Annotated in this window: 23 protein-coding genes; 8 read left to right on the top strand and 15 right to left on the bottom strand. The window is 48.2% G+C overall.

Features of this window, described 5'->3' with window-relative positions:
- Positions 1-52: 52 nt before the first annotated feature.
- Positions 53-724, bottom strand: coding sequence for a beta-phosphoglucomutase (gene pgmB, locus KNQ15_RS02930; protein WP_214727696.1), 672 nt, complete (start codon positions 722-724; stop codon positions 53-55).
- A gap of 279 nt (positions 725-1,003) precedes the next feature.
- Between pgmB and secA2 the strand changes: the two genes are divergently transcribed.
- Both secA2 and KNQ15_RS02920 read left to right on the top strand, forming a co-directional pair.
- Positions 1,004-3,367, top strand: a complete 2,364-nt coding sequence (gene secA2 / locus KNQ15_RS02925) for an accessory Sec system translocase SecA2 (protein ID WP_214727694.1) — start codon at positions 1,004-1,006, stop codon at positions 3,365-3,367.
- Entirely contained in the window at positions 3,351-4,112 is a 762-nt protein-coding gene (locus tag KNQ15_RS02920) for an SLAP domain-containing protein (protein WP_214727692.1), read from the top strand. The genes secA2 and KNQ15_RS02920 overlap by 17 nt, the downstream gene beginning before the upstream one ends.
- A 38-nt stretch (positions 4,113-4,150) precedes the next feature.
- Here KNQ15_RS02920 and KNQ15_RS02915 read toward each other — a convergent pair whose 3' ends face one another.
- Together KNQ15_RS02915 and KNQ15_RS02910 are read right to left on the bottom strand one after the other, a co-directional pair.
- Positions 4,151-4,483: an Asp23/Gls24 family envelope stress response protein gene (locus KNQ15_RS02915; protein ID WP_029342549.1), complete on the bottom strand. Its 333-nt coding sequence runs from the start codon at positions 4,481-4,483 to the stop codon at positions 4,151-4,153.
- Positions 4,484-4,540: 57 nt separating this feature from the next.
- Positions 4,541-5,602 (bottom strand): acyltransferase family protein, encoded by a 1,062-nt coding sequence (locus tag KNQ15_RS02910; protein ID WP_214727690.1) that lies wholly within the window; start codon positions 5,600-5,602, stop codon positions 4,541-4,543.
- A 42-nt stretch (positions 5,603-5,644) separates the two neighbouring features.
- Here KNQ15_RS02910 and KNQ15_RS02905 point away from each other — a divergent pair, with 42 nt between their 5' ends.
- Together KNQ15_RS02905 and KNQ15_RS02900 are read left to right on the top strand one after the other, a co-directional pair.
- On the top strand, positions 5,645-6,385 hold the full coding sequence (locus tag KNQ15_RS02905; RefSeq protein WP_214727688.1) for an SGNH/GDSL hydrolase family protein: 741 nt from the start codon (positions 5,645-5,647) through the stop codon (positions 6,383-6,385).
- 333 nt (positions 6,386-6,718) lie between these two features.
- A complete protein-coding gene (locus tag KNQ15_RS02900) occupies positions 6,719-7,186 on the top strand; it encodes a hypothetical protein (protein WP_214727686.1) in 468 nt (155 codons plus the stop codon).
- A 59-nt stretch (positions 7,187-7,245) separates the two neighbouring features.
- Here KNQ15_RS02900 and KNQ15_RS02895 read toward each other — a convergent pair whose 3' ends face one another.
- The gene (locus KNQ15_RS02895; protein ID WP_047393135.1) at positions 7,246-7,842 is read right to left on the bottom strand and encodes an alpha/beta hydrolase; all 597 of its coding nucleotides are present in this window, start codon (positions 7,840-7,842) and stop codon (positions 7,246-7,248) included.
- Positions 7,839-8,774: a VOC family protein gene (locus KNQ15_RS02890; protein ID WP_214727684.1), complete on the bottom strand. Its 936-nt coding sequence runs from the start codon at positions 8,772-8,774 to the stop codon at positions 7,839-7,841. Before KNQ15_RS02890 ends, KNQ15_RS02895 begins: the two co-directional genes overlap by 4 nt.
- Before the next feature lie 179 nt (positions 8,775-8,953).
- Between KNQ15_RS02890 and KNQ15_RS02885 the strand changes: the two genes are divergently transcribed.
- The 3 genes from KNQ15_RS02885 (at position 8,954) to KNQ15_RS02875 (ending at position 11,531) form a co-directional block, all read left to right on the top strand.
- The gene (locus KNQ15_RS02885) at positions 8,954-9,847 is read left to right on the top strand and encodes an ABC transporter ATP-binding protein (protein ID WP_214727682.1); all 894 of its coding nucleotides are present in this window, start codon (positions 8,954-8,956) and stop codon (positions 9,845-9,847) included.
- A complete protein-coding gene (locus tag KNQ15_RS02880) occupies positions 9,837-11,036 on the top strand; it encodes an ABC transporter permease (RefSeq protein WP_047393124.1) in 1,200 nt (399 codons plus the stop codon). Before KNQ15_RS02885 ends, KNQ15_RS02880 begins: the two co-directional genes overlap by 11 nt.
- Positions 11,037-11,102: 66 nt before the next feature.
- Positions 11,103-11,531 carry a hypothetical protein gene (locus KNQ15_RS02875; RefSeq protein ID WP_029342557.1) on the top strand — a complete coding sequence of 143 codons (429 nt, stop codon included), beginning with the start codon at positions 11,103-11,105 and terminating at the stop codon, positions 11,529-11,531.
- 47 nt (positions 11,532-11,578) lie between these two features.
- Here KNQ15_RS02875 and KNQ15_RS02870 read toward each other — a convergent pair whose 3' ends face one another.
- The 8 genes from KNQ15_RS02870 to KNQ15_RS02835 form a co-directional block, all read right to left on the bottom strand.
- Complete coding sequence (locus tag KNQ15_RS02870; RefSeq protein WP_214727674.1) at positions 11,579-12,208, bottom strand: helix-turn-helix domain-containing protein; 630 nt, start codon at positions 12,206-12,208, stop codon at positions 11,579-11,581.
- 30 nt (positions 12,209-12,238) lie between these two features.
- Positions 12,239-14,170 (bottom strand): FtsX-like permease family protein, encoded by a 1,932-nt coding sequence (locus KNQ15_RS02865; protein WP_214727672.1) that lies wholly within the window; start codon positions 14,168-14,170, stop codon positions 12,239-12,241.
- Positions 14,136-14,900, bottom strand: a complete 765-nt coding sequence (locus tag KNQ15_RS02860; protein WP_029342560.1) for an ABC transporter ATP-binding protein — start codon at positions 14,898-14,900, stop codon at positions 14,136-14,138. Before KNQ15_RS02860 ends, KNQ15_RS02865 begins: the two co-directional genes overlap by 35 nt.
- Complete coding sequence (locus tag KNQ15_RS02855) at positions 14,893-15,885, bottom strand: sensor histidine kinase (RefSeq protein WP_214727670.1); 993 nt, start codon at positions 15,883-15,885, stop codon at positions 14,893-14,895. Before KNQ15_RS02855 ends, KNQ15_RS02860 begins: the two co-directional genes overlap by 8 nt.
- Positions 15,882-16,568, bottom strand: coding sequence for a response regulator transcription factor (locus KNQ15_RS02850; RefSeq protein WP_047393119.1), 687 nt, complete (start codon positions 16,566-16,568; stop codon positions 15,882-15,884). Before KNQ15_RS02850 ends, KNQ15_RS02855 begins: the two co-directional genes overlap by 4 nt.
- Before the next feature lie 97 nt (positions 16,569-16,665).
- Positions 16,666-18,582, bottom strand: a complete 1,917-nt coding sequence (locus tag KNQ15_RS02845) for an ABC transporter permease (RefSeq protein ID WP_214727668.1) — start codon at positions 18,580-18,582, stop codon at positions 16,666-16,668.
- On the bottom strand, positions 18,569-19,330 hold the full coding sequence (locus KNQ15_RS02840) for an ABC transporter ATP-binding protein (protein WP_214727666.1): 762 nt from the start codon (positions 19,328-19,330) through the stop codon (positions 18,569-18,571). Before KNQ15_RS02840 ends, KNQ15_RS02845 begins: the two co-directional genes overlap by 14 nt.
- A 157-nt stretch (positions 19,331-19,487) precedes the next feature.
- Entirely contained in the window at positions 19,488-19,991 is a 504-nt protein-coding gene (locus tag KNQ15_RS02835) for a PTS sugar transporter subunit IIA (protein ID WP_035396161.1), read from the bottom strand.
- A gap of 175 nt (positions 19,992-20,166) precedes the next feature.
- On the opposite strand from KNQ15_RS02835, the gene KNQ15_RS02830 reads away from it, so the two are divergent.
- The gene (locus tag KNQ15_RS02830) at positions 20,167-21,873 is read left to right on the top strand and encodes a M3 family oligoendopeptidase (protein ID WP_214727664.1); all 1,707 of its coding nucleotides are present in this window, start codon (positions 20,167-20,169) and stop codon (positions 21,871-21,873) included.
- 483 nt (positions 21,874-22,356) lie between these two features.
- On the opposite strand, the gene KNQ15_RS02825 is transcribed toward KNQ15_RS02830, so the two are convergent.
- Together KNQ15_RS02825 and KNQ15_RS02820 are read right to left on the bottom strand one after the other, a co-directional pair.
- Entirely contained in the window at positions 22,357-25,143 is a 2,787-nt protein-coding gene (locus KNQ15_RS02825; RefSeq protein ID WP_214727662.1) for a putative bifunctional diguanylate cyclase/phosphodiesterase, read from the bottom strand.
- Positions 25,144-25,280: 137 nt separating this feature from the next.
- Positions 25,281-25,703, bottom strand: coding sequence for a CBS domain-containing protein (locus KNQ15_RS02820; protein ID WP_029342568.1), 423 nt, complete (start codon positions 25,701-25,703; stop codon positions 25,281-25,283).
- Positions 25,704-26,031: the final 328 nt, after the last annotated feature.

Raw genomic sequence — 26,031 nt, 5'->3', positions numbered from 1 at the left:
TTTTTGCATACACATAACTTTCAAGGAATGTCCTTCACCATCAGGGAATGGTTCAGACAAGGGAGCGACTAGCGAGGATTTGCTCAAGGGATAGCAAATCTGTCGAATCGACACGATAGTCTGCCTCATGGAGCGCCGACTCCGGTCCAACTCCGACGGCATACATGCCGGCAGCGTGGATGGCAGTGATGCCAGCTGTCGCATCTTCTACACCGATGCAACGGCTCGGTTCGACGTCGAGTGCTTCTGCAGCACGGAGAAACACTTCAGGGTGTGGTTTCGATTGTGCAACGGTCGCAGCGTCTACGATGTCATCGAAATAGTGTCGGACCTTTAGTGCCTCGACGACCATCAGCGCATTTTTAGAGGCGGACGCCATTCCGATCTTCAGCCCAGCGTTTCGGATTTCATCGAGGAATGCAGTGATTCCAGGAAGAAGATCCTGTTCAGAAATATGTTGGATCAATGTGACGTAGTGTTCGTTTTTCTTCGCAGCGAGTGCTAGCTTCTCCTCTGCAGAAAAAGCGTTCTGTTTTCCACCAAGCGCAAGGATACGCTCGAGTGAATCCATCCGGCTGACACCTTTTAATGTCTCATTGAATTCCCGGTCGAACGGGATATCCAAATCCTCTCCTAATTGTTTCCACGCTAAGTAATGATACTCTGCTGTATCGGTAATTACGCCGTCTAAATCAAAAATGACCGCTTCGATCGTTGGTGCCATCCGACATCCATCCTTTCTTCCATCGTCCATGAAAGGCAAGAAATCGAATGACTTTGCGCAAACGATTGCACTTGCCTTATGAATAATTTTACTGGTTCTTCCGAATCTTTGCAAGCGTTATCAAATATTTCTGATTTTCTATTTTTAAGCACGAAACACGTTAATTTTGATAACGCTTTCAATTTTAAGGGAATGTTTTACTTATTTCGTTCTTTACTATTCGTTTTACATTTTTTAACTGCTATAATGAATCTCATAGCATATGAGGGAGTGACGAAGATGTTTCAACGTGTCAAACAGTTGTTGAATGATCAAAGTCGAAGAATTCATCGTTATGAAAAAATCGTAACGACGATCAATAGCCTAGAACGAGAAATGGAACAAACATCCGATCAAGCGTTACGTGAATTGACCGCCTCATTACGTGAGCGGCTACAAACTGGGGAACGAATCGATGCGATCACACCAATGGCATTCGCCCTTGTCCGAGAAGCGAGTAAACGAACGCTCGGCTTACGGCATTACGATGTGCAGCTCATGGGCGGTCTGGCGTTACTTGAAGGACAAATCGCCGAGATGGCGACCGGTGAAGGAAAGACGCTCGTTGCTTCACTCGCGAGCTTCACTCAGGCGCTTCACGGAAAAGGTGTCCACGTCATTACCGTCAATGAGTATCTGGCACAACGCGATGCGGAGCAAATCGGTCAGATTCACCGATTTTTAGGGTTGCAGGTCGGAATCAATTCCGCTGAAGCTACGTTTGAGGAAAAACGGATCGCCTACGCAGCAGACATTACATACGGTGTCGGGACTGAATTTGGATTCGATTACCTGCGCGATCATCTGATCATGGAGCCGACGGAACGCCTGCAACGTCCGCTTCATTTCGCCTTGATCGACGAAGTCGATAGCATTTTAATCGATGAAGCGAAAACGCCACTCATCATGGCGGAACGAGACAGTGTCCATGAAGGATTACAGCAACTCGTCCGTCATGTCGTCCAGACGTTCGAAGACGAGCGGGATTATACGTTCGACGAAGAGATTAAAGCGGTCGCCTTGACCGACCATGGAATTGAGACGATCGAGGAGGCGTTTGCGATTGATCATCTGTTTGCAGCTGAGCACTCCGTCCTCTTCCATTACGTCATTCAAGCTTTACGTGCTCATGTCGTCCTCAAACGAGATGTCGACTATATCGTTAAGGATCAAAAAATCGCACTCGTCGATCTCTTTACTGGTCGTCTGATGGAAGGACGCAGTCTATCTGACGGATTACATCAGGCACTTGAGGCAAAAGAAGGTGTCCCGGTCACGGAAGAGAACCGGACGACAGCACAAATCACGATTCAGCACTACTTCCGCCTCTATCATCAGGTAGCAGGAATGACGGGTACAGCGGCAACGTCACGGGAGGAGTTTCAAAAGACGTACGGCATGGATGTCGTGACGATTCCATCGAACCGTCCGAAAATCCGAATCGATGCGGAAGACGTCATCTTTGCGACACGTGACGAAAAATTAGAAGCGATCGCGCTTGCGACAAAGTCGGCACACGTTACGGGACGCCCCGTTCTGATCGGTACTTCGTCGATTGAACAGTCCTTGCGCGTCGCGAAGACACTCGATGCACACGAACTCACTTACGAGATCCTGAACGCAAAAACCGTCGATCAGGAAGTCCGGATCATCGCGTCCGCTGGACAAGCCGGTCGGATCACGATTGCAACGAACATGGCCGGACGCGGAACGGATATCTTACTCGACGAAACGGCGCAACAACAAGGCGGTTTGTTCGTCATCGGAACCGAACGTCATGAATCGATTCGGATCGATAATCAACTTCGTGGTCGGGCAGGTCGTCAAGGCGATCCCGGATTAACGCAATTTTATCTCTCACTCGAAGATGAACTGCCACGTCGTTTCGCACGTGACCGTCTCGCACGCATGCAACAAAAAGTACGGGATGCTTCCGGTCCACTTGCTTCACGTGACGTTAGGGATCTATTGCAGTTTGCTCAGTCGACGTGTGAATCCGTTAATCGGAGTGTTCGGGATGAACTCGTCCAGCTCGAAGAAGTCATCAGTGAACAACGGCAAGCAATCTATCATCTCCGCAACAAAATCGTTGATGCGATGTCACTTGAAGACATCGTCCAACCGTTTGCCGGACGTGTTCTGCCGTCGATCATCGACCAAACACTTTCTGACGATCTCGTCCCGGAAGAATGGCCACTGGCTCTCGTCACGACGGAACTCGAGCAACTGTTGCATCAACCGGTCACGTTAGAACGACTGGAAACAATCGACGAGATGAAACGCCAACTTGAACCGCTGATTGCTGACACCGAAGCCTTGCTCGTTGCCCATGTCGAAGCTGAAAAAGAGACCGTCAAACGCTTCATCCTCCTTGCACTCGATGAGCAATGGACGCGCCACTTAACAGCCATGAACACCTTAAAAGAAGGAATCCACCTCCGAGGTTACGGTCAAGAACAACCCGTTCGCATCTTCGAACGAGAAGGCATGGATTACTTCGAATATGCCATTGCGAGTTTTGAAAAGCAGGTCCTTTCTGGCATCTGCCGCGCCGAACAGACACAGGATAGTGAAGGAGAACTGCACCATGCACACGTCGAATGAAGCGTTCCGTCCCCCACTCTATTTCACGGAGGACATGCCGATCGTCAAGGAAGATGAATACGTCTTTCGTCACGTCGCAAAACAACTACCTGAGTTACAAGTCAATCAGATGGCAATCCATCTGTTTCAAGTCTTATCGCGTCGCCCGCTTCACGTCATTGCCTTATTCCAAAACACGTTGAACCGATCGTTTCATCTGAATGATCTTGTCGTCCTTGCGCTCTCCGGTGACGAACTCGTTGCTCGCAAAGTCCTCAGTATTGAAGAAGTCCCGGTCATCCTTCCGATGGCGACGCTCCCGCTTTGGTTGACGTTCGAAGAAGACGACTGTTTCGTTGATCTCAAACAGTTGACGGAGCCGTTGCAACTCGTCTTCTCAAACGAGACGCTGACGGAGCTTTTCCTCGAAGATGACTTCACGGAACCGGAACGACGCATCATCCGTCAAGTCGCTTATTCGCATCCGACACCTCCAGCAGATGGCTGGTCGTTATTACCGGTCTCGATCATGCGCGAGCCGGGTACTGTGACGGCGACTGTCCTCGTCCGTAATGCGAGCGATCAGACACTGACGCTCGAGGCACTCACGTTTGAATTGATGGATGACGAGACGCCACTCGCAGACGTCACCCATCCTGGACTGTCTTTACCTGCTCATAGCCAACATGCGATTCGTCTCCGTTTCGCCTGCTCCGCAACAGATGTCCCGGCATTCGGTCTCCGTTATCTTCCTCCCTCTTCCTAAAAAAACGTCTCGGCACACAAGATGCCGAGACGTTTTGCTTATCCTTTTAAGAGTCCGATGACGCGGACGTTGATGGCTTTTGGTTGGAACGCGAGCATGTTTTCCATGTCTTGTGCGATCCGTTCTTGGACCTTCCCAGCTGTCTTGATGATTGACATGCCGTATTTGATATGGACGGACAGACTGACCGTAATGTCGCCGCCGACATCTTCGACTTTTACGAGTTTGACCATCTGTTTTTCCTGCAGTTTCGAATCATCTGCTGTAAAGGCGATGCCTTCCGTTTCTTGAACGGCTACCCCTGCGATGACCTCGATGACTTGTTGCGAGACGTTCACGACACCGTCCGCATTATTTAAATTATATGACATACCTTCCACGCCCTTCGTCTAGTAATCCATCTATCTTAAAGTGTAATGCATTCCGCCTTATTTTGAAAGGTCTTCCCGTTTCTCGACAATCGGACGAATGTCGATCTCAATCAAAGGACGGAGGACACGGACGACGAGCGGGTGTATGATGATACCAACGATCAACAAGGCGACGCCAATCATGATCAGTAAGGCGAGCCACGGTTGCGGTACGAATGCATCCGTCACGTACTGACGCCACGCCATGACGAAAAAGACATGGAGTAGATAAACGTAGAGACTGAGTTCTCCAGCGCGTGTGATGAGCGGGAGGCGACGCATCGGAACCAACATCATGAAACCGAGCGAGGCCGCGATCGACAAGAAATAGATGACGCTATGCTTGAGTACACCAATCCATGTATCGCTGTCATACTGTTCAGCGTACGGGAAACGGTGCTTGAAGGCATTCGCGAAATCGACGATTTCTTGCGGTGTGTCACGCCATGCCTCGAACAATAAGAAGCCCATGACGGCAGCAAACGTCACACCACCGATCAGGCGGACGTTCATCCGGCGCTTGAAGTTCTTCGGCATCTCGAAGATGCGGATGAATTCGTGTTCCGATAGATAGTTCCCGAGTAAGAAATAGGGATAGAACATGATCAGCTTCCGAAGTGCCAAGAATCCCGTATTTTCGAGTTCGAATCCATACAGCAAGGCGAACGCAAGACCGAACCAGACATAGCCGCGTAAATGGACAACGTAAGGTGTCACGATGTACCAGACGACCATGACGAACAGATACCAAAGCGCCCAGTAGGGACGTAGTAGATGCGTACCGATGTTTTCACCAGAAAAGAGTGGCAATCCTTCCCCAATCGTCGCCCACGATCCAATTAAGATTTGCCAGACGCAGTAGACGGCAAATAGTTGGATGACACGTAAATACTTGTTTTCGCGGAAGAAATAACCGCTTAAAATAATGAATAATGGCATATGAAACGAGTAAATCAACAGATAAACCGTCTCAAGCAACTTTCCGTCATAATCAAACCGTAAATCCGTCAGCATGTGACCGATGACGACAAAAATGACAAGAAAACCTTTGATATTATCAAACCACGGATTCCGATTCATGTTACACTACCCCTTATACTCCCTCGAAAGGAACGAATGTTTATGAAAAAGACACTCTTGATTCTATCTGTCGTCTTGAACGTCGTTCTCCTTGCATTGTTACTGGGACGTAAACCGCTCGAACTATTCGAAAGCGTCTTACCTGCAACGAGTACGACTCCAGTCACGACCTTCCAATACGATAAGAATCCAAACTATGTCCGTCTGAATAGTCTATTCCATACTTATCGATACCCAAAATCTGCGAATGCTGTCATGTTAGGCGACTCGATGACGAATTTTGCCGATTGGCGTATCTTGATGAAGGATCCGACGATCGTGAATTTCGGGATTCCTGGTGATACGACAGAAGGCTTTTTGACTCGCCTCGACTTGATCATTGAGATGAAACCAAAACGCGTTTTTTTGATGGGCGGTATCAATGATATTCGTCACTATACACCGATTCCGCAAATCACTGAGAACATGACGACAATCGTGACGACACTTCGAAAAAATAACATCGACGTCGTCATTCAGTCAACCGTTCCTGTCGCACCGAAATATTCGGACTCCGTCCGAATCAACCGGGACGTCGAAGCATTGAATCGGAATTTACAAAACCTCGCTCAATCCGTGGAAGTACCATTCGTTGATCTGCGACCTGTCTTGACGAATAAACAGGGGTACCTACAAAATCGGATGACGTACGACGGACTCCACCTCGTCGGTGGCGGTTACCTGCGCTGGAGTGATGCGCTGAAACCCTATGCACTCAAAACCGATTTGACAGCAAATAACTAAATCAAAAAACGGCTCATCCCGATTTCCGAGATGAGCCGTTTTTTGATTATTAATCTTCTTGGTTTTTGACACCCATGTAGGCTGCGACGCTTGATGCTGAGAAAACAGCAACGGCAACGATTCCGACAGCAATCCAAATCACTTGATCCATCATTTCTTTATATCCCCCTTTATGTAAACGCTCGCTTCTTCATTTAGCGTACACGAATTTCGTCAAGAAAGAAACACATTTTCCATGTCTAATGACTAGACGATTCGGGAAAAAGTAACTATAGTAGAAGGACAACTACAAATTGTCAGAAAATTCGATTATTTAACAAGGAGGTGTTTCTGATGGCCACTTCATTGCTTACGCCGAAAGTGACGTTACGACATCGAAGTACTCTCAACTTTGGATATTGGCTTGTCATCGGATGCATAGGATGGGTGATGCTTGCCCTCGTCACGAATGTTGGTACCGTTCTTGGTCGTCTTCCTTTATATGAAAGCATTCCCCTCGCCATCCTTGTACTTGGTCTCACGGGTGTCGTACTAAAAATGGCGCGTGACGAGTGGTGGATTCGTTATCTCGAACATCAGACGCAGTATTATATCGGACACGAGACCGTGACCGGTTGGTGTACGACGATTGATAGCATGTGGCTGATCCGTAAGACGATGCGCCGTGAACTTCGCTTGCTCTACCGACATCTTGCGCAGACGAAAGCATCGGAAGAAGTGAAACAGATTCTTGCACTCCAGCTCGTCGAGCGTGGTGTTCTGATCGTCTACTCCCGACCAAAAAGTGATCATCCCGCTTGAAACGAAAAGAGGACTGCCCCATCATCTTCTATGAAAGAAGCAGATGGGACAGCCCTTTTTTAGTGTTTTAACCAATCCGTTGCCGCTTCAATCGTTGGCATGACGAGTTGGTGACCGTAATTCGACCACGTGACGTCGACTGATGCACCGGCTTGCTTCAAGAGTGCTGATAACTCTTCCGTTTCCTGAGCCGGACAAATCGGGTCATTGCTTCCGGCGCCGATGAAGACGCGCACGTCCGATAAGTCAGGTAGCGTCACACCACGACGTGGTACCATCGGATGCAACAGAATCGCTTGTTTGAACAAAGCTTCTTCGAACAACATATTCGCCGCGATGTTCGCACCGTTCGAGTACCCGACAGGAATCAGACGATCGAGATCAAAACCGCGCTCCGCTGCCTGGTCACGTAAAAACTGAATTAAACGTGCTGTCCGTAAAGCGAGGTCTTCTTCATCAAAGACACCTTCTGCGAGTCGTTTGAAGAAGCGTGGCATCCCGTTTTCCGAGACTTCCCCACGGACGGACAAGTAGCCTGCTTCCGAATCGAGCAACGAGACGAGTCCAACGAGATCTTGTTCCGTTCCGCCTGTGCCATGTAAGAATAAAAAGATCGGTGCGTCTGCTGTTTTTGGTGCTTGGTATAAATGAATCATACGAGTCTCCCCTTCGGTACAGTAATAGGTGTTACATGATTTGTGATCGCCGTACGATGTGCTTCGAATTGTTCCGGTAACTTCAAGTCTTCTCCGAGCATCTCGAACTCTTCATCGATTGCGAATCCTGGATTGTCGGTCGCAATTTCATGGAGGATCCGACCGCGGTCATGGAAATAGATCGATGTGAAGTAATTGCGGTCCTTCACTTCAGTGGTCAGCAAACCGAACGCGTTGATGGCGTTCATCCAGTCGAGTTGTTCCTTTTGATCCGTTGCCCGCCACGCGATATGGTGAACCGTTCCAGTTCCCGGACGACCGACTTGCATTTGACCATGAACGACGTCAACGACATTCCCGAACTCGCCTTCTGCGATATATCGGTCAACGGTTTCCGTCCGTTTGCTGAGTGTCAGTCCGAATGTGTCTGTCAATAATTTTGCTGTGTCTGATGGATCCCGTGATAGTAACGTCGCTCCCGCGAACCCTTTGATGGCGACCTCATGTGTGATGCCGTCGATTTCATAGCGACTGTTCGGTCCCTTGCGTTCGACGAGTTCAATCTGGAGACCATGTGGATCTTCGAAGGCGATCTGTTGCTCTCCGAAACGAACCGTCTCTTCATACGAGACGTTTTTTTCTGTCAGTCGCGCTTTCCAAAAATCTGCTGCACCGACCGGAATCGCGTAAGCTGTCGTTCCGACTTGTCCGGCACCGACCTGTCCTTTTGCCATGCCTTTAAACGGAAAGAACGTGATGATCGTTCCCGGTGCTCCGGATTCGTTCCCAAAATAGAAGTGGTACGTTCCTGGATCATCGAAGTTGACCGTTTTTTTGACGAATCGTAGTCCGAGAATGGTTCCGTAAAAATCGAGATTTTCTTGTGGATCGCCGACCATCGCTGAGATATGATGAATGCCTTGCGTTTTCATATGATGCGTTCCTCCTTCAGTCATATCTATTAACACAATAATAGTAACTAATGTACAAAAAGTAAACCGATAAGCCTTTTCATTACTGCTTTCTGGAACCTTTACCCATTTTTGACCGTAGGACACTAAGTAACAATGATACACTTGTCGTGCAACAGACGTCTTTAAAGGAGGTTCTTATGTTAGAAATCAAACACATCACGAAGCGTTTCGGCGATTTTACGGCCGTAGATGCTTTGACGATCGAGGTGCCACGAGGGCAAATTTTTGGTTTGCTTGGTGCGAACGGTGCCGGAAAAACAACGACGTTCCGGATGCTGCTCGGTCTACTGCAACCGACTGAAGGATCGATCACCTGGAATGGAGAGCGCATCCCGACTTCAAAAATCGGATACCTTCCGGAAGAACGAGGGCTGTATCCAAAAGTTCGCGTCGATGAACAGCTCTTGTTCCTTGCTGAACTTCGCGATATGAAACGGAAGGATGCGAAACGAGCCTTGACGGAATGGCTCGAGTATTTCCAAATTCCGCAGTATGAAAAAATGCGCGTCGAACAACTCTCAAAAGGAAATCAACAAAAAATCCAGTTGATCTCCGCCGTCCTACATAAACCCGAACTGCTGATTTTAGATGAGCCGTTCAGCGGACTCGATCCGGTCAACGCCGAACAGTTGAAACGTGCTGTCAAAAAGTTGACCGTCGACGGAACGACGATCGTCTTCTCGAGTCACCGGATGGACCACGTCGAAGAACTCTGCGAACATGTCGCGATCCTCGATCATGGGAAACCCGTCGTCGCCGGTTATCTTCCTGACATCAAGGCAGGATACGGAAAAACACGTGTCCTTTTGACGACAGATGCTCCGCCACTCCTATGGGATAGCTTACCAGGTGTGCTCCAGGTCGAGTCAGATAACAATGGGCATATCGTCCAAGTCTCTTCGAAAGAAACGGCTGATCAACTTCTCCAACGTATCGTCAGTCAAGGACACCATGTCGATCGTTTCGTTTGGGATCAGTTATCCCTGCAGGATATCTTCATCGAGGAGGTCGGCAAACGTTATGAACCGTAAATTCCTGACTTTATATCGCTTCAATCTACTTCAAAAATTGCGTGCGAAAAGCTTTTTGATCTCGACTGTCCTGATGGTCCTGTTCCTCGTCGGCTTTGGTAATATCGAACGGATTCTCGACTGGTTTTCGGGTGACGATCCGAAAGTTGCTCTTGTCAGTGAATTGTCGACCGATCTTCGTCCAGCCTTGAAGAAGGCTGGTGTCACTTCAGACATCACGACGAAGGACTATACGGTCGCACAAGCACGAAAGGCAATCGACCGCGGTACATTCGATGCCGTGGCAATCGTTCAGGATTCGTATGACGTGACACTCGTCAGCGCTAGTCCTGAGTCTGAATTACAGACACAGGTCGCAACAGTCGTCAAACAAGTCCGTGACCAAGCCGTCATCACGGATGCTGAAATCGATCCGAACGTTCTTGCTTCGCTCGCTGAACCCGTTCCCATCAAGCAAGAATTGACGTCGACTGGCGGAAAAAGCGAGGATGAATTATTCGCTGCCTCAGCGCTCGTCTACGTGTTGCTGTTCTTGATGTACTTCACGATTGCCATCTACGGTGGAATGATCGTCACAGAAATCGCGAACGAAAAATCATCCCGTGTCATGGAGCTGCTGATCTCAGCAGCGAGTCCGATCCAACACATGCTGGCGAAGATTCTTTCGATTGCTACGGTCAGTCTCGTACAATTGTCGATTCTCGTTGGTGTCGGCTACTACAGTGCTCAAAGCAGCAGTTTATTCGATCAGTTATCACTCGATTCCCTGAGTGCCCGAACAATCATTTATCTGTTCGTTTTCTTCCTGCTCGGATACTTCCTGTACGCGACGCTCCTCGCGGCACTCGGTTCACTCGTCAGTCGGGTCGAGGATGCGCAGCAAGTGACGTTACCGGTCATCTTGTTGATCGTCGCTGCTTTCATGATTTCGATGTTTAGTCTGAATGCACCGACGAACCAAGCCGTCGTCGTCCTGTCATTCGTTCCGTTCTTTACACCGATGGTCATGTTCCTTCGCGTCATGTTGACCGATGTACCGCTATGGCAAGTGTCGATTTCGCTCATTTTGATGCTGATCAGCATCTCGCTTGCTTTGTTCGTCGGAACGAAATTCTACCGGGGTGGCGTTCTGTTCTATGGATCGAATCCACTCAAACAGTTGCGCCGGATCTTAAGCGGTCGCCGGTAACAGTTTACAAGACGAATCGTTTCCGCTATCGTTAGGTGAGAAAAATCCTTTAGGAGGAACTACGTTATGCGGTCTCGTTTTTGGGCAGCGATCCTTTTCACAGCTGCTGCCATGGTCTCGTCACTTGTCATGTTCACGAAATTCCCGCAAGCGAGTGCGACATGGGAACTCGTCCTTGCCTATGGAGGCATGGCGTTCGTCTCTAGCCTCTTTTGCTGGTCCTTCGTTGCGGTGCGCCGCCACTCTTCCCGTTTATACGGAAGCTGGGTCGGTGTCTTCATCGCCGGACTGACTGTCTTACTCGTCTGTATCGCGCGATTCGTCTTGCGTGGTGATGTGATGATGATTTTCAAATGGCAAGCGATGCTTGGTAGCTTAACTCTCAATTTCGGCTATGTCGGTTGGGTACTCGTCATTGCAAATGCGATCATTGGTTTTATCATCGGTCGGATCCGTCAAAAGACGCGTCGTCCACGCCCGATGCCACAACGTTAATAAAAAGTCGCTGTCTTCTGAACGTCAATCAGAAGACAGCGACTTTTTTATTTTCGGTGATAACGGGAGCGACTTTTCCGGTCACTGTAATCCGCATAATAGTTCGAACTGGATAAAGAGACACCATCCGTCATGCGGTCGAGGTATTCATCCAGTTGCATCATCGATGGTAACTTATCCTCGAACAACTCATACGTCTCTTCCGCTTGATCGCGTTGCAACTCCCCTGCTTCCATCACGGCTTCGACGAGCTCATGGAAGATTCGTTGCTCGGTCGCACTCATTGTCTGCTCGATCCGTTTGACGTCCTCGTCATACATTAAATCAAACAGGCGCATCCGTTCTTCGAGCTGTTCTTCGACCCACGTCCCGTCTTGTCCGAGCGTCTGTTCATAAGCAAGCTTCATCTCTTCAAGCGGTGTATTCTGTTGCATGATGAATTTCAATGACTCTCCCGTCCAGATATGCCGCGCCAAATAACTGGCGTCGATGTTCAAGACGTCCGCCAATGCTTCGATGTAGGGCTTGGTTGGATAGACTTCGCTGAGCTCCGTCCGGCGGATGAAGTATGGTGCGACGCCGAGTCGTTCAGCCAACTGTTCGATCGTAATCCCGGCACGCTCCCGTAAAATACGAATCCGGTCACCGTAACCCCGGTATGGTGAATGGTCTAGCATACGATTCCCTCCCTTATTCCTATGGTATCATCATACCCTTGAATCCGGTGTCGGATACATCGAACTTTCGGATGAATTCCGGAACAGATGCCGTGGGTAACGCAACCAAATCGGTAGGACACTTAAGAAGTACCCGACCGTGACGATACTGATCCAAAATACAGCTAAGTTAAGAAATGATCCCGTCTGTAGTCCGGCTTGTGTGACGACGACTTGGAACAATAAAAAGGCATGAAAGACAGAAATCAGATATGGTATCAGCAAAACAGCGCCATACTTCATTAACAAGTAGCAGCGGATGTTCCCCGAACCGAACCCTAACGCAAACAACGTCTTCATCCGCTTTTGTTCCTGTTCCGCCGTCATTTGCATCCACACATGCAGAAAACTCGCATTGATGACGAACAACCAGATCGTCAGGAGAACGACGACGAACGTGACGAGTCGTACGATTCGGATCCCGTCGATCTCATCTTCCGTCTCGTTGATTAACTGATAGGGAACCGGTTGCTTATCATCTAGCTTTGCTGCCGACTGGATGTTGCGGACGATTTTCATCCACTGTTTCCAGTCCTTCGTTCCATAATCATGATAGGCTGGCGTATCGAAGACGACGATTTGGCGGACGGGTTGCTTGAGTGTTTGAAAGACGGCATCACTGACGACGAAGATCGTCTCGATTTGATAATTGTAACCAAATACTAAATCGTGAGAAGCAGCGGGAAGTAATTCAAAGTCGGCTTTCTCCATCGCCTGTTTCGCTTTTTTCATCGTCGGTGTGTTCTCTTCGAGTTGTACCGGACGTGCAGGTACAAAGAAACTTTGGCGTCCCGTCGCTGTCCGCTCCTTAAGATGCAGTTGCCGCATCATCTTGTTGTACGACGAGATCGGTAGGAGGACGCGCGTTCCTTCTGCCTTCACTTGGATATCCTGCTGATAGCGATCCGGGAATGCCTCCGTCATCGTCTGCTTGATATCCTTCAATCGTTTCGTCGGTTGAGCGGATTCTTCGTAATAGACGAGACCGAATTGATTTTGGGATGATAAGTCGAGTCCAATCAATTGAAACAAGAAGACCAGTCCGACTGCCGTTAGCGCACACGATGTCAGAATCGTTCCGAGGGCAATGAGCGTACTATTCGTTCGCAATTGATTGGCGATTTCCGAGACGATCAGCTTCCGCAGCGACAAGCGACATGGTCGATATAACTTGGTCAACCATGGTAAGACATATCGACAAATAAAAAACGATCCGATGAAGATGACAAGTGGGAAAAATATATAAAATCCTTCCGTCCGAACAAATGCTAAGGCATAACCATAGATCAACAGGAGTAACGCTCCGATTTGCGTCAGAATCCAGACTCGTTTTCGAAATAGCGAACGGGAACGAGTCGGTCGATCGGGACGAAAGCGGTAGATCGCAAGGACCGTTGCCGTCAGCAAAACAAGGAAAGCGCCACCGATCAAAGCAAGAATCGCATAAAAGGATAATTCGAATTCGATTGCTGGTAAGAACATGACCTTGACAACGGACAGCAACAGCATCTTCGTCAAGACATTACCTAGAGTCATCCCCGCAGTGATGGCTAGACCACCAACGATCAAGACTTCAATTAAGAAATACTTTAAGAAGTGTGACAATCCACTGCCAAGCGTCCGCATCGTCCGCAAATCATTCTTACGGTGCTCAAGCATCGTATAGGTCGTCGAATAGATGAACAGGACACTGAAGAATAGGATGATCAGCTCCGCGATGAAGACGAAGAAAATCGTCATCTCGATGACTTGATTCAATTGACTGAGGATTTTAGCGACGTTTTGGAACGATCCATTCGTCAACAAGTTCCAATAACTCGTCACGATCGTCATCGCGATGATGATCGTCAAGGCATAGCCATAATACAACCGCTGATAACGCCGGATGTTACGTAGGGCGTATTGCAGATAATTGATGCTCATCCCCTCCTAGCAGCGATAGTGATTCGATGACCCGTTGGAAAAAGATACGGCGCGGTTCATCGCGGAACAACTCCGTTTGAATACTACCGTCTTTTAGGAACAAAACATGATTACAATACGACGCGACTTGTGGATCGTGTGTCACGATGACCATCGTCATCCCCGTCGCGTTCAACTCGGCTAGGACATCCATGACGTGTTTCGTTGCTTGGAAATCGAGTGCTCCCGTCGGTTCGTCCGCAAGCATCAGACGTGGTGTATGAATCAAGGCACGACCGATCGCGGTCCGTTGTCGTTGTCCACCACTGACCTCATCGACCTGTTTATCTAGCAGATCATCAATTTGTAGACGACGTGCCAACTCCTCCATCTCTTCCCGCGCGAGCTTCGTCTTTTTCCCCGACAGCATCAACGGGACGAGCATGTTCTCACCGAGCGTCAAAGAGTCGAGTAAATTGAATTCCTGAAAGATGATCCCGAGCGTCTCACGCCGGAAACGTGTCATCTCTTTTCGCTTGAACGTCGCTGTATCGACGCCATCGATCAGGATTGACCCCCAACTCGGTTCGTCGAGTGTTGCAAGCAAGTTGATTAGTGTTGATTTGCCGCTACCGGATGGTCCCATGACTGCGACCATCTCACCTTCTTCGACTCGGAAATTGATATCCGTCAACGGTTGTTCCGTCACCTTTCCGGGATAGACCTTCCCTAATTGTTTAACCTCAATCATGTGCGCGACCTCCTACTAATCGAATCCGGCATGTCGTACCGACCCCTTCTTCACTCTCGAGTTCAATCTCGTGCCCGAGCTTCAAGCAGACCTGCTGGACGAAATACAACCCCATCCCGGTCGATTCTCCGTAACGTCGTCCGTTTTCGCCCGTGAAGAACGCATTAAAGACACGTGGGACGTCTCGTTTTGGAATCCCTACACCGTCGTCTTGAACCGAAAGGACGACTTGCCCGTTTGTCACTTCTGCCGTCAGAACGACTTCTCGACCATGTCCCGTCGTGTACTTGATGGCGTTCGTCACGAGCTGTAGGACGAGGAAACGAAACCACTTCGCATCCGTGTAGACGTACACGTCGTCAGCGATATCGAGTTTCGGAAAGACCTGATTTTTAACGAATAATCGTTTCTCTTGATTAATGATACTCGTGACGAGCGGCTTCAGTGCCAATCGTTCCGCCTTCAAATCTGTCTCGATCGCTTCTAAACGTGACGAATAGAGCATCTGGTCGAGTCCACTGCGCAATCGATCGACCTCTTGACGTAAATCCGCTTGATAGTGTTCTCCTGGGTGTTCAAGGATCAACTCGATGACGGATAACGGTGTCTTCATCTGGTGAATCCATTGATCGACATACCGATGCCGTTCCTTTTCTTTTCGTCGCTCAGCAAACAGACTGTTTCGAAACAATGTCTGTTGCCGCTCTAAAAATTGTTCGACGGCAACGGAAATCGGTTCTTCACTATCACTGCGAATCGGTTCTGCGACCGATTGAACCGGCTGTTGCATCCGTCGTAGCAACGGAAGCATGCTGAAGAAACGATAACTGAGATAGATCAGAAGACCGATACTGTTCAAAAGTACGATATAAAAGAAGGCTGCTGGGCGATACAAATCATAGAGCCATAAGACGGCATATAAAATCAGCATTTGTCCGGTAAAGAAGATGATGCCTGGTATCGCGTGCCGTAAAAAGAGCTTCATGGTTCAAGAACCAGTTTATAACCGACACCTCGCACCGTCTCAAGTCCGGCGACACCGATCTCGGCAAGTCGTTTGCGGACACGCGTGATATTGACGTTCAACGTATTCTCATCGACGAACGCTTCGTCATCCCAAATCCGTTCGAGCAGATCGCCCCGACTGACGATCCGTGGACTTGCCGTCAGCAGCATCTCAAGGATCAACCCCTCTTTTTTTGACAGTTCGATTGACTGTTCCCCGTACTCGACGATATAACGATCTAAGTACAACGTGACACCTTCTTTCGTCACCGTTCGCTCATCCGTCTCGTTCGACAGCGTGCCATAGGCCCGGCGAATCTGACTTTTAATCTTCGCGATGACGACCGCTCCTTGGAACGGTTTAACGATGTAATCATCCGCTCCGTATTCGAGCGCCATGACTTGATCCATCTCCCCGACCCGTGCCGAGATGAACAGGATCGGTGCCCGTGTCTTCATCCGTAACTGCCGGCACCAATAGAAACCGTCAAACTTCGGTAAATTGACATCTAATAGAATAACGTCCGGATTCGTCTCTTCATAGACCGCGACAACATCCCCTCGCCCATCTTCAACGACGACTCTAAAATCATAGCGTTCGAGTAGTTCTTTCAATAGTGTAGCAATCTTCATATCATCTTCGACTAATAAAATCGTATGCATCGTTTCTGTCAACTCCTTCTCCCTTTATCATAACGAACTCAAAAAGGACTGGAAACGATTATTCCGTTTCCAGTTCTGTGTCCTCCTATTTAGTTCATCACGTGACGATGCGGCGATAAGCACGGACCGTGACGATATAGTAGATCAGATAGACGATCGTATAACAAACAATCGCAAATAATGTCGGACGAACGATGTTGTAGTTCAACAGTTTCTGCAAGACCTGCATCGCCACTAAACTATGAACGAGTCCGAGCACGTACGGTAAAGAGAAGACGAATCCAACAAGGTGACGGATGATGCCTGTCTGTTTTTTCTCATCGACACCAATCTTCTGGATGATGGCAAACCGTTGTTTCGATTCTTCTGCTTCCGCGAGCATCTTGAAGTAGATGATCGAACCCGTAGCAAGTAAGAAAACGAGTCCAAGGAAGCCAGCAGCAAACGCGAGTAAGCCGGTCGTTGCCGTCGTCATCGCGTAGACAGGATAATAAGCCGCCATCTCCGTGTCCGCTTGTTTTCCATATAGTTGTGTCAACTGTTTCATCAATCCATCGTCATGACGTTCATCTGAGAACTGATAATTCGTCAGCGTGAAGCCTTTTTCCGGGATCTTCGCGAACGCATCATCGTTTACGACCAAGGCAAGTCGCTGTTTCTCATAAAGTTGAGCGATTGGTAGATTCGTCGCAGCGGTGATACGAAAGGAATCATGAACGTCCTTGATTTTAACACCGACCGGCGATTTGACTTTCATCTTCAACAAATCGTTTCCTTTGAACGTCTCAAGGACGATCGCTTCGCCTTGTTTCGGTTCTTTGATGACCGTTTTCCCGTTCGCTTTCGCGAGCTTGACGTAGTCCGAATAGTTGACGTAGCTGAATTGTCCCGGCTGGTCTTCATATGCGTACGTCGCATAGTAGCGTGTAAACGTCAAAGGGTTCGGCAGATCGGTCATCTCATGGTCGACGTTCTTGACGTTGACCATCGTCCGGCTGTCGATCTTTTGGTCGGACTTCGCAATCAGCTGTTCCGCTTCTGCTTGTTTACTCGCAATCGATAGACTGTACGGAACTTGCTCCTCGACGGTCTGATCGATGAAATAATAAATCGATGTCGCTGTACCGACCGTCGTCAATGTGACGGCAGTGATGACCGTGATCGTCGACAGCATGACGGCATTCGATTTGATGCGTGACAACAATTGCCCGTGCAAAATCAAATTCGTTCCTTTGAAGTGTCGCGCTTGATTACTTAAGACGCGCAATAAGAAGATCGTAAAGTAACTCATCGTTCCGAATGTCCCGAGAATGACGCAGAGCATCAAGAGCGGGGCAACGATCGTAAAGTGATCCATCAACGGTTGTCCCGTTAAATAATATCCGACACCGATCAAGATGACGGAAAGCACGGCTAAGATCGGATGGACTTTCGGAAGCGATTCCGCTTGTTGTTCTGCCTTGAACAGTTCAATTAATGTAAAACGATAGATCGTCCGAGCCGAACGTAAGGCGATGATCAGGAAAATCAACAGGAAGACACTGATCGTCTGCATGACCGAAGCTCCGCTGATCGTAAACGTCGCATCGACTTGCATCGCCATGACAGAAGCAAGCAACTGCACGAAGTATTTCGAAGCGACGGTACCAATCGCAATTCCGAGAATCAGACCAATCACCCCATACCCCATCGTCTCAAGGAAGATCAGTCGGGCGATCTGCCCTCGCTCTAGACCGAGCAACGCGTAGAGCCCGATTTCCTTCTTACGGCGGCGTAAAAAGAAGTCACTTGAATACCAGATGAAGATGGCAGAAAAAAGCGCTAGAATGACACTTGCTCCCGTAAAGACCGTTCCCAGTTTCCCGTACAATTCGTTCGCCTGAAGCATCGCTTCATTCGATCGAATCGCGAGGAACGTATAGTAAATCAGAATCGCAAACGTGACGGCACCGAGGTACATCACGTTTTGACGGATGTTCTTCAAATTTTGAAACGCCAGTTTAGACAAGCTCACGGACGGCACCTCCAAGTTCGCGTTGGACTTCCATGATCTGCTCGAAGAATTCCTTCTGCGAACCGAAGCGATGGACTTCCTTGAACAGCTCTCCATCCTTGACGAACAGAATCCGTTCCGCATAAGACGCTGTCATCGGATCATGCGTTACCATCAAGATCGTCGCGCCTTCGTTGTTGAGCGATTGCATCGCTTCGAGTAACCCGGTCGCTGACTTCGAGTCAAGTGCACCGGTTGGCTCGTCGGCTAAAATGAGCGACGGATCATGAATGATCGCACGCGCGGCAGCCGTCCGTTGTTTTTGTCCACCCGATAGTTCGACTGGGCGTTTATCGAGTAAGTCGTGGATACCAAGTTGACGTGCCACACGATCGACACGTTCTAAAATTATTTTTTTATCGACGTTCGCGAGTGAGAGCGGTAAGGCGATATTTTCCCGAACCGTCATCGTATCGAGGAGATTGAAGTCCTGGAAGATGAAGCCGAGTTGTTCCCGACGGAAACGTGCTAATTGTTTTTCCTTCATCGCCGTCACGTCTGCTCCATTGATTAAAATCGAGCCATCCGTCGGCTGATCGATCGTCGACAGTAAGTTAAGCAACGTCGATTTCCCGGCACCGGATGGTCCCATGATGCTGACGAACTCTCCTTCATGGACGCTGAGCGTCGTCGGACGCAGTGCTTCGTGGCGCGCTGTTTTCGTTCGATACGTTTTTGAAATCTGTTCTGCTTGTAAGATTGCTTTCATCTGTATTGCCTCCTGTGTTTGATTCGTTACACTTAGTCTAGCCCTTCCCTGCTTTTCTCAAAATGGGCTTTGCTTTCACTTCTCTTACAAAACGGTAAGACACGGGAGGAGACGACAAAAAAGCCCCCATCCGCAAGGAATGGAGGCGTGTCGTATCTTATTTATGTGTTGCTTTGAAGAGCTCTGTGTCGCCTGCGACAACAGAAGTTCCTTCAGCTGGTACAGCTGAAAGCGTGAATTGATCGTGGTTCGTCACGATGATCGGTGTGATCGTCGATGGTGCGTTCGCACGGATGTAGTCAAGGTCGAACTCGACGAGGACGTCTCCTGCTTTGACTTTGTCACCTGACTGGACGTGAGCCGTGAAGCCTTCACCTTTAAGGTTAACTGTATCAAGACCAACGTGGATCAACAGTTCAAGACCATCTTCACCTTTTAGACCGATTGCGTGTTTTGTTGGGAAGATCGTTTCAACCGTTGCGTTGATCGGCGAGACGACTTTACCTTCAGTTGGTTCGATCGCGACACCGTCGCCCATCATTTTTTGAGAGAAAACTTGATCGGGTACGTTCTCGATGTTGACGATTTTACCTGTAAGTGCAGAAGCGATTTTTGCGTTTCCTGCGTCGTTACCACCAAACAATTTTTTTAAGAATCCCATGATACTATCCCTCTACTTTCTCGATCGTTTTTCTTCCGAATGGAAGTTTCGATTTTTTATAGGAGTAAGCTGTCAGACAGCTCGCTCACGTTCTCACAAAAAGCATACGTTTGTCCCTCTGGTTTTGCAAGTATTTTTGTGTGATAATAGTTAGAAATCATAAGGAGGCGCTTACATGTTACCATTTTCAGAAATTACATATGTCCGTCCTGACCTTGCCTTGCTTGAAACATCCATGAATCAAGCGATCGCTCGACTGACGGAAGCCACACAGGTAGATGAAGCAAACGCAGCCATCACTGAGATTAATACCCTCAGAAATCAATTTGAAACGGCAAGCCAGCTCGTCGAGATCCGTCACACGATTGATACACGTGATACCTTTTACGAAACGGAGCAAGGATTCTTTGATGAAGCGAGCGCGATTTATCAAGGATATGTCTCGAGTTATTATCAAGCGTTGACGACACACCCCCTTCGTAGTGACCTCGAACAGACGCATGGCAAACAGTTATTCTTGATTGCTGAAGCGAGCTTGAAGACATTCTCGGAAGAGATCATTCCGAAGCTTCAAGAAGAAAACCGACTCTCAAGTGAATATACGAAACTGATGTCTTCCGCTCAAATCGAGTTCGACGGCAAGACGCTCAACTTATCGCAGTTCGGACCGTACCTTCAATCGCCAGACCGCGATGTCCGTAAAGCGGCTTCTGAAGCACGCTACGGTTACCTAAGTGAGCATGGTGAAGCCATCGATACGATTTACGACAAACTCGTCCGCATCCGGACAGACATCGCGAAGACACTCGGTTTCCCGTCGTTCGTCGAACTCGGATACGCTCGGATGCTTCGCGTCGATTACAATCAATCGATGGTCGAACAGTACCGCGAACAAATCCGTGAGACGATCGTTCCGCTCGCGACACAACTTAAAGAACGCCAGCAACGACGCATTGGTGTCGATCACTTGTACTACTACGATGAAGGATTTGCCTTCAAGTCTGGTAATGCGACACCTAAAGGCGAAGAGTCGTTCATCATCGAAGGCGGCAAAAAGATGTATGCGGAGATGTCACCGGAGACGAACGAGTTCTTCAACTACATGCTCGACCGGGAAGCGCTCGATTTGACGGCGAAGCCTGGGAAAGCCGGCGGTGGGTATTGTACCTACATCGCAGACGAAAAACTCCCATTCATCTTCTCGAACTTCAATGGAACGGCAGGCGACATCGATGTCCTGACGCACGAAGTCGGACACGCCTTCCAAGTCTATGAGAGCCGTCACCTGACAGCTCCAGAGAGTGCTTTCCCGACGTATGAAGCGTGTGAGATCCACTCGATGTCGATGGAATTCTTCGCTTATCCGTGGATGGAAGAGTTCTTCGGTGAAGAGACAGCAAAATACAAATTCAATCACCTCGCAGGAAGCGTCACATTCCTTCCGTACGGCGTTGCGATTGACGAGTTCCAACACGTCATCTACAACCAACCGGAATTGACACCAGCTGAGCGTCGCGACGCATGGCGGAAGATTGAGAAGAAATACCTGCCGCATCGTGATTACGAAGCGAACGATTATCTCGATTCAGGTGCATGGTGGCATCAACAAGGACACGTCTTCGGTAGTCCGTTCTACTATATCGATTACACGCTCGCTCAAGTCTGTGCCTTCCAGTTCTATGCTTGGATGGAACAGGACCGGGAAGCGGCTTGGAAGTCGTATCTCGATCTCTGTCGTGCCGGCGGATCGGAAAGCTTCCTCACGCTCGTCGAACGTGCTGGATTGAAGTCTCCGTTCGCACCAGGTACGGTCGAGGCAGCAGTCGCGCCGGTCAAAGCGTATCTCGAACAAGCAGACGACCTCGTACTCGATCGCGTTTAATTCTTTGCGTGCAAGGTCATGCTTACACCGAACGTTTCTGTCACCCTCGCTTTCCACAGGCGGGAGATCAGCCGCGGCACCCCGCATTTCATGCGGTCTGCCGGGTCTTATCTAACCCTGACGAAAGCGGAAATCGCGCTTTCTTTTCCTGTAGGAGTCGAGGATGAAGATTCACGTTCTCTATTGATCAAATAAAAGGAGCTGACTCAAAAGTCAGTCTCTACAAAGAAAAGGGTGGCAGAATGATGATCTGCCACCCTTTTTTCGTAAAAAAATGACGCGTCACACGTAACTCCTACAGGGGAACAAGCGCATTTATACGCTTCAGAGACAAACAAGACCCGCTTTCCTGCTTCATTCAAGCAGGAAAGCGGGTCTTGTGTCTCGCCTGAGGAAAGGGCGTGAAAAGACGCGTCATTCTTTTTTTGAGTCAGTCCCTTTTTCATTTTAAGACACATACATATCAAGCATAGTAGACTCATGTCATTCAGATAAAAGCTTTTCATGGTACTTCCCGTACCAGACCCGAAACTCGTCAGCTGGAATCGGTCTTGAATAATAGAATCCTTGCGCATACTCACAGTCAAGCACTCGTAAATGATCGGCTTGTTCAAGTTCTTCGATGCCTTCGGCGACGACATCATACTTCAACGTATGAGCAAGCTTGATGATCGTCTCGATAAGCGGTGCGTTTGAACACGCATCCGGACCACTGATGAACGAACGATCAATTTTCAGCCGCTGGATCGGTAATCGACTTAAGTACGACAAGGAAGAATACCCCGTACCAAAGTCGTCGATCGCAAGACGATATCCCATCTGGTGTAACGTCTGTAAAGCATCAAATACGCGTGTATCTGAAAAGACACCAAACGATTCCGTGATCTCAAGTTCCATCCGTTGTTCAATCCCTGGATGAATCTCCCGGACATCGGTCAGGTAATCGACGATCCGACCGGAGACGAGCTCTTTGACGGATAAGTTCGCCGAGACACGCAGTACCCCAAGTTCCGTGTCCTTCCACTCCTCGACTTGCCGAACCGTCTCGGCAACGACCCACATCCCGATCTCTTCAATCAACATCGATCGTTCGGCAATCGGAATGAAAATTGCTGGACTGATCATCCCACGTTCAGGATGGAACCAGCGCAGGAGAGCTTCACAGCCATCGACTTGACCTGTCGCAAGATTGATTTGTGGTTGATAGAACAGTTGTAACTCGTTCTTTTCAATCGCTTCTCGTAATTCACCTTCGAGGACGACCGATTCAAGATACTCGGCACTCATCCAGGACTCGAACCAGACTGGTCCACCCTCTGTCTGTTGTTTCGCATGCTGCATCGCGATATCGACCGAGGACAACAAGGAAGTAACGGCTACTGCATCATCGGGATAACGGACCATACTCATACTTATGCTGACATTGACGTATTCTCCGTTGATCTCATAGACATGTTCGATGACTTGCTTTAATTTTTGGTAATCGACGATATCCTGTTGTGCGACTAATACGGCGAATTCGTCTCCACCGATTCGCGCCGCTTGTCCTGTTCCGATGAAATGATGCTTGAGGCGATTCGCGAGATCTTTTAGAATCTGATCCCCTGCACCATGTCCATAGATGTCATTGATCCGCCGGAATTGCCGGACGCTGATGGTGACGAGCTCTCCCGGTTGAGGTGCTTTTAATGCGTCTGCCATCTTTTGCTCGAAACCATTCCGGTTCAGCAAACCCGTCAACATATCGAAGAGTGCGAGTTGTGTAATCCGTTCTTCCCGCCGGAACTGATCCGTTTCATCATGACAGGATAAGTAGAGCGCAACACCTGTATCGTCCTCTTTATTGGTAACGTGGATGATGTTGACGAACATATTCAAAATTTCTTCATTGAAGAGCATCTTACAGCGAATCGTTTGACTATGTCCTTCAAGCGATCGTCTCAATGCTCGCCGCATCCGATTCAAATCAGCCGGATGGATCAATTCTTCAATCGTCCATCCTGCCGTTGCCTCCGTCAATTGTCGAAAGCGTTCGTTTCCGTTTAATATCGTATAGTCGGATGATAAGGCAAGAATCGGGTCGGTATTCTGCGAAAAGAGTGACTCGATTTCTGCTTTCTTTTGTTTGATTTCTTTTGTCTTCGCATCGCTATGGTCTAATAAACCAGCAATGATAGCTGTCATCGTTCGAAACGCTTGAACGACGGGTTGAAAATCATTTCGCTCCGGTACGTCATAACCAGATTGCCGACGGTCTTCAGCAAAGGTATTCGCTTCTCCCTTCAATAAAGAAAGATCTTGGCGGAACGCACGTAATAACGATAAGGTCAACATCAGTAATCCAAGAATCAAGATGCTGGTTGCGCCAAAGAGGAGCCAGGCATTACGAATGATTTGATTTCCCCGATCCTGCATTTCTTGAGCGACTTGGTTGAGTTCTTGATCATACAGACGATACATGCTGGATTCATACTGTTCAGCTTGGTTTGCTAACGCAGCATACGTCAAGCTTTCTGGAGCGCGCAATAGGTCATCGAGCGTTTGTGTATAAGCATCCATCTGTTCCCGCATGATTGCGATATCCTGACGTCCTGAATCGTTTTGAAGCGGAATCACATCATACAGGGATTTAATGAGCGATTCCTGTCGCAGTGGCAAATCAATCCGCATCTGTTGGATGCGTAACCGATCAATTGAGCTAGGTTCTTCTTTTTGTCGAGCATCCTTCAAGATTTCAGCGGACTTTCCAAGCTGTTCTTCCATCAGAATCAGATTGGAAAACACATTATAATAAGACCCTGTCTCTTTACTCAATACGAGCTGATTAAAGATGATTTCACTTTTGAAGTTCATCATCGTCGTGAAAAAGCGATGATTCGATTCGTATCCTTGTCGTTGTAGTTTCTTAATCTCTGTTAGGACTTCTTCGCGTGTCGACTCGGTCGCTTTCATATTCGGAAGTCGATCCGTTAGTTGTTCTAGTGCTTGGTCGGCCCGCTTTGAAGCTTGCGTCAAATCGGCGTCGTCATTCAATGATGAAAAATAATAGCGCGTCACTTCTTGTTCGGCATGATTAAAAGGTGTCACTTCAGCAATTGTTTTGCCCGATGCCTTGAAGCGATACCCTTCATCCAATGTTTTCGTCAAATGCTGACACGCGACGATCAATGCTAACAGACCTATGATCGCAATCATCCATGAGAACGTTTTATAGTAGGAGCGTCTTCGAAAAGCTTCTACGATGAAGACTGGTGATAAACGTCGCAACACATCGTCCTCCCTAAATTGTCATTATGTTTCTATATCGTCGCCTCCTCCCATTTCCTGAAGTCGTTTTGGGTCAATAAAAAGCACTTCTTTCCACATTTCTGTGAAAATCAGTGCTTTTTTTACTAGTTTTATTTTTTTTAATAACTGACGTTCTCACGCGCTACTTTTTTAGCAAAATAATCGATAATATCACGTCGACGGATGATCCCGATAAAATGTCTACCATCATCAATGACGGGCACGAAATTTTGATCCGTGATGACTTCAATCATCTCTTCCATTTGTGCTGTAATCGAAACTGGTTTATAACGGACACGTTGTTTAATATCAGTTAATCGTGTCTGCAAGACGTGGTCGTAATCGGCATGCTCGAGATTTGCTTCGAGCGCCCACAAGATATCACCTTCTGTCAGCGTTCCTGCGTATTTCCCTTTATTGTCAACGAGTGGGACCGACGTAAAACGATGATGTTTCATCTTTTCTAGTGCTTGTCTGACCGTTGACTCAGGATCTAAATATTTCACCTCATCTTTAGGTAATAAGAAAAAAGCAATATTCATTTCTGTTCCTCCCTAGCCACTCTGTGACACCCTTTTCATTTTATCATGAACCTTGCGTTGATTCATTTCTCAAATGATGAAAATCTCCACATAATTCTTTCATATTTAGTTATACTATATCCCAATATTCCAAGTAGACAGGAAAAACTGACCAGTGACGTTTAGGCACTGATCCAACACATGAAAGAAACCTCTGACACCGTAAAAACGATTTTCGCTTTGACGAATGAACTCATTGCAGAAATCATCTGTCCAAAACAATCATTTTTGCCTAAAGAAGCAACTAACACGTTACTGGATGTTGAACGACACGATTCAGATTCAAAAG

It is taken from the genome of Exiguobacterium sp. s168, from assembly GCF_018619035.1.
Taxonomy (GTDB): domain Bacteria; phylum Bacillota; class Bacilli; order Exiguobacteriales; family Exiguobacteriaceae; genus Exiguobacterium_A; species Exiguobacterium_A acetylicum.
This window is presented reverse-complemented; position numbering and strand designations above follow the sequence as displayed.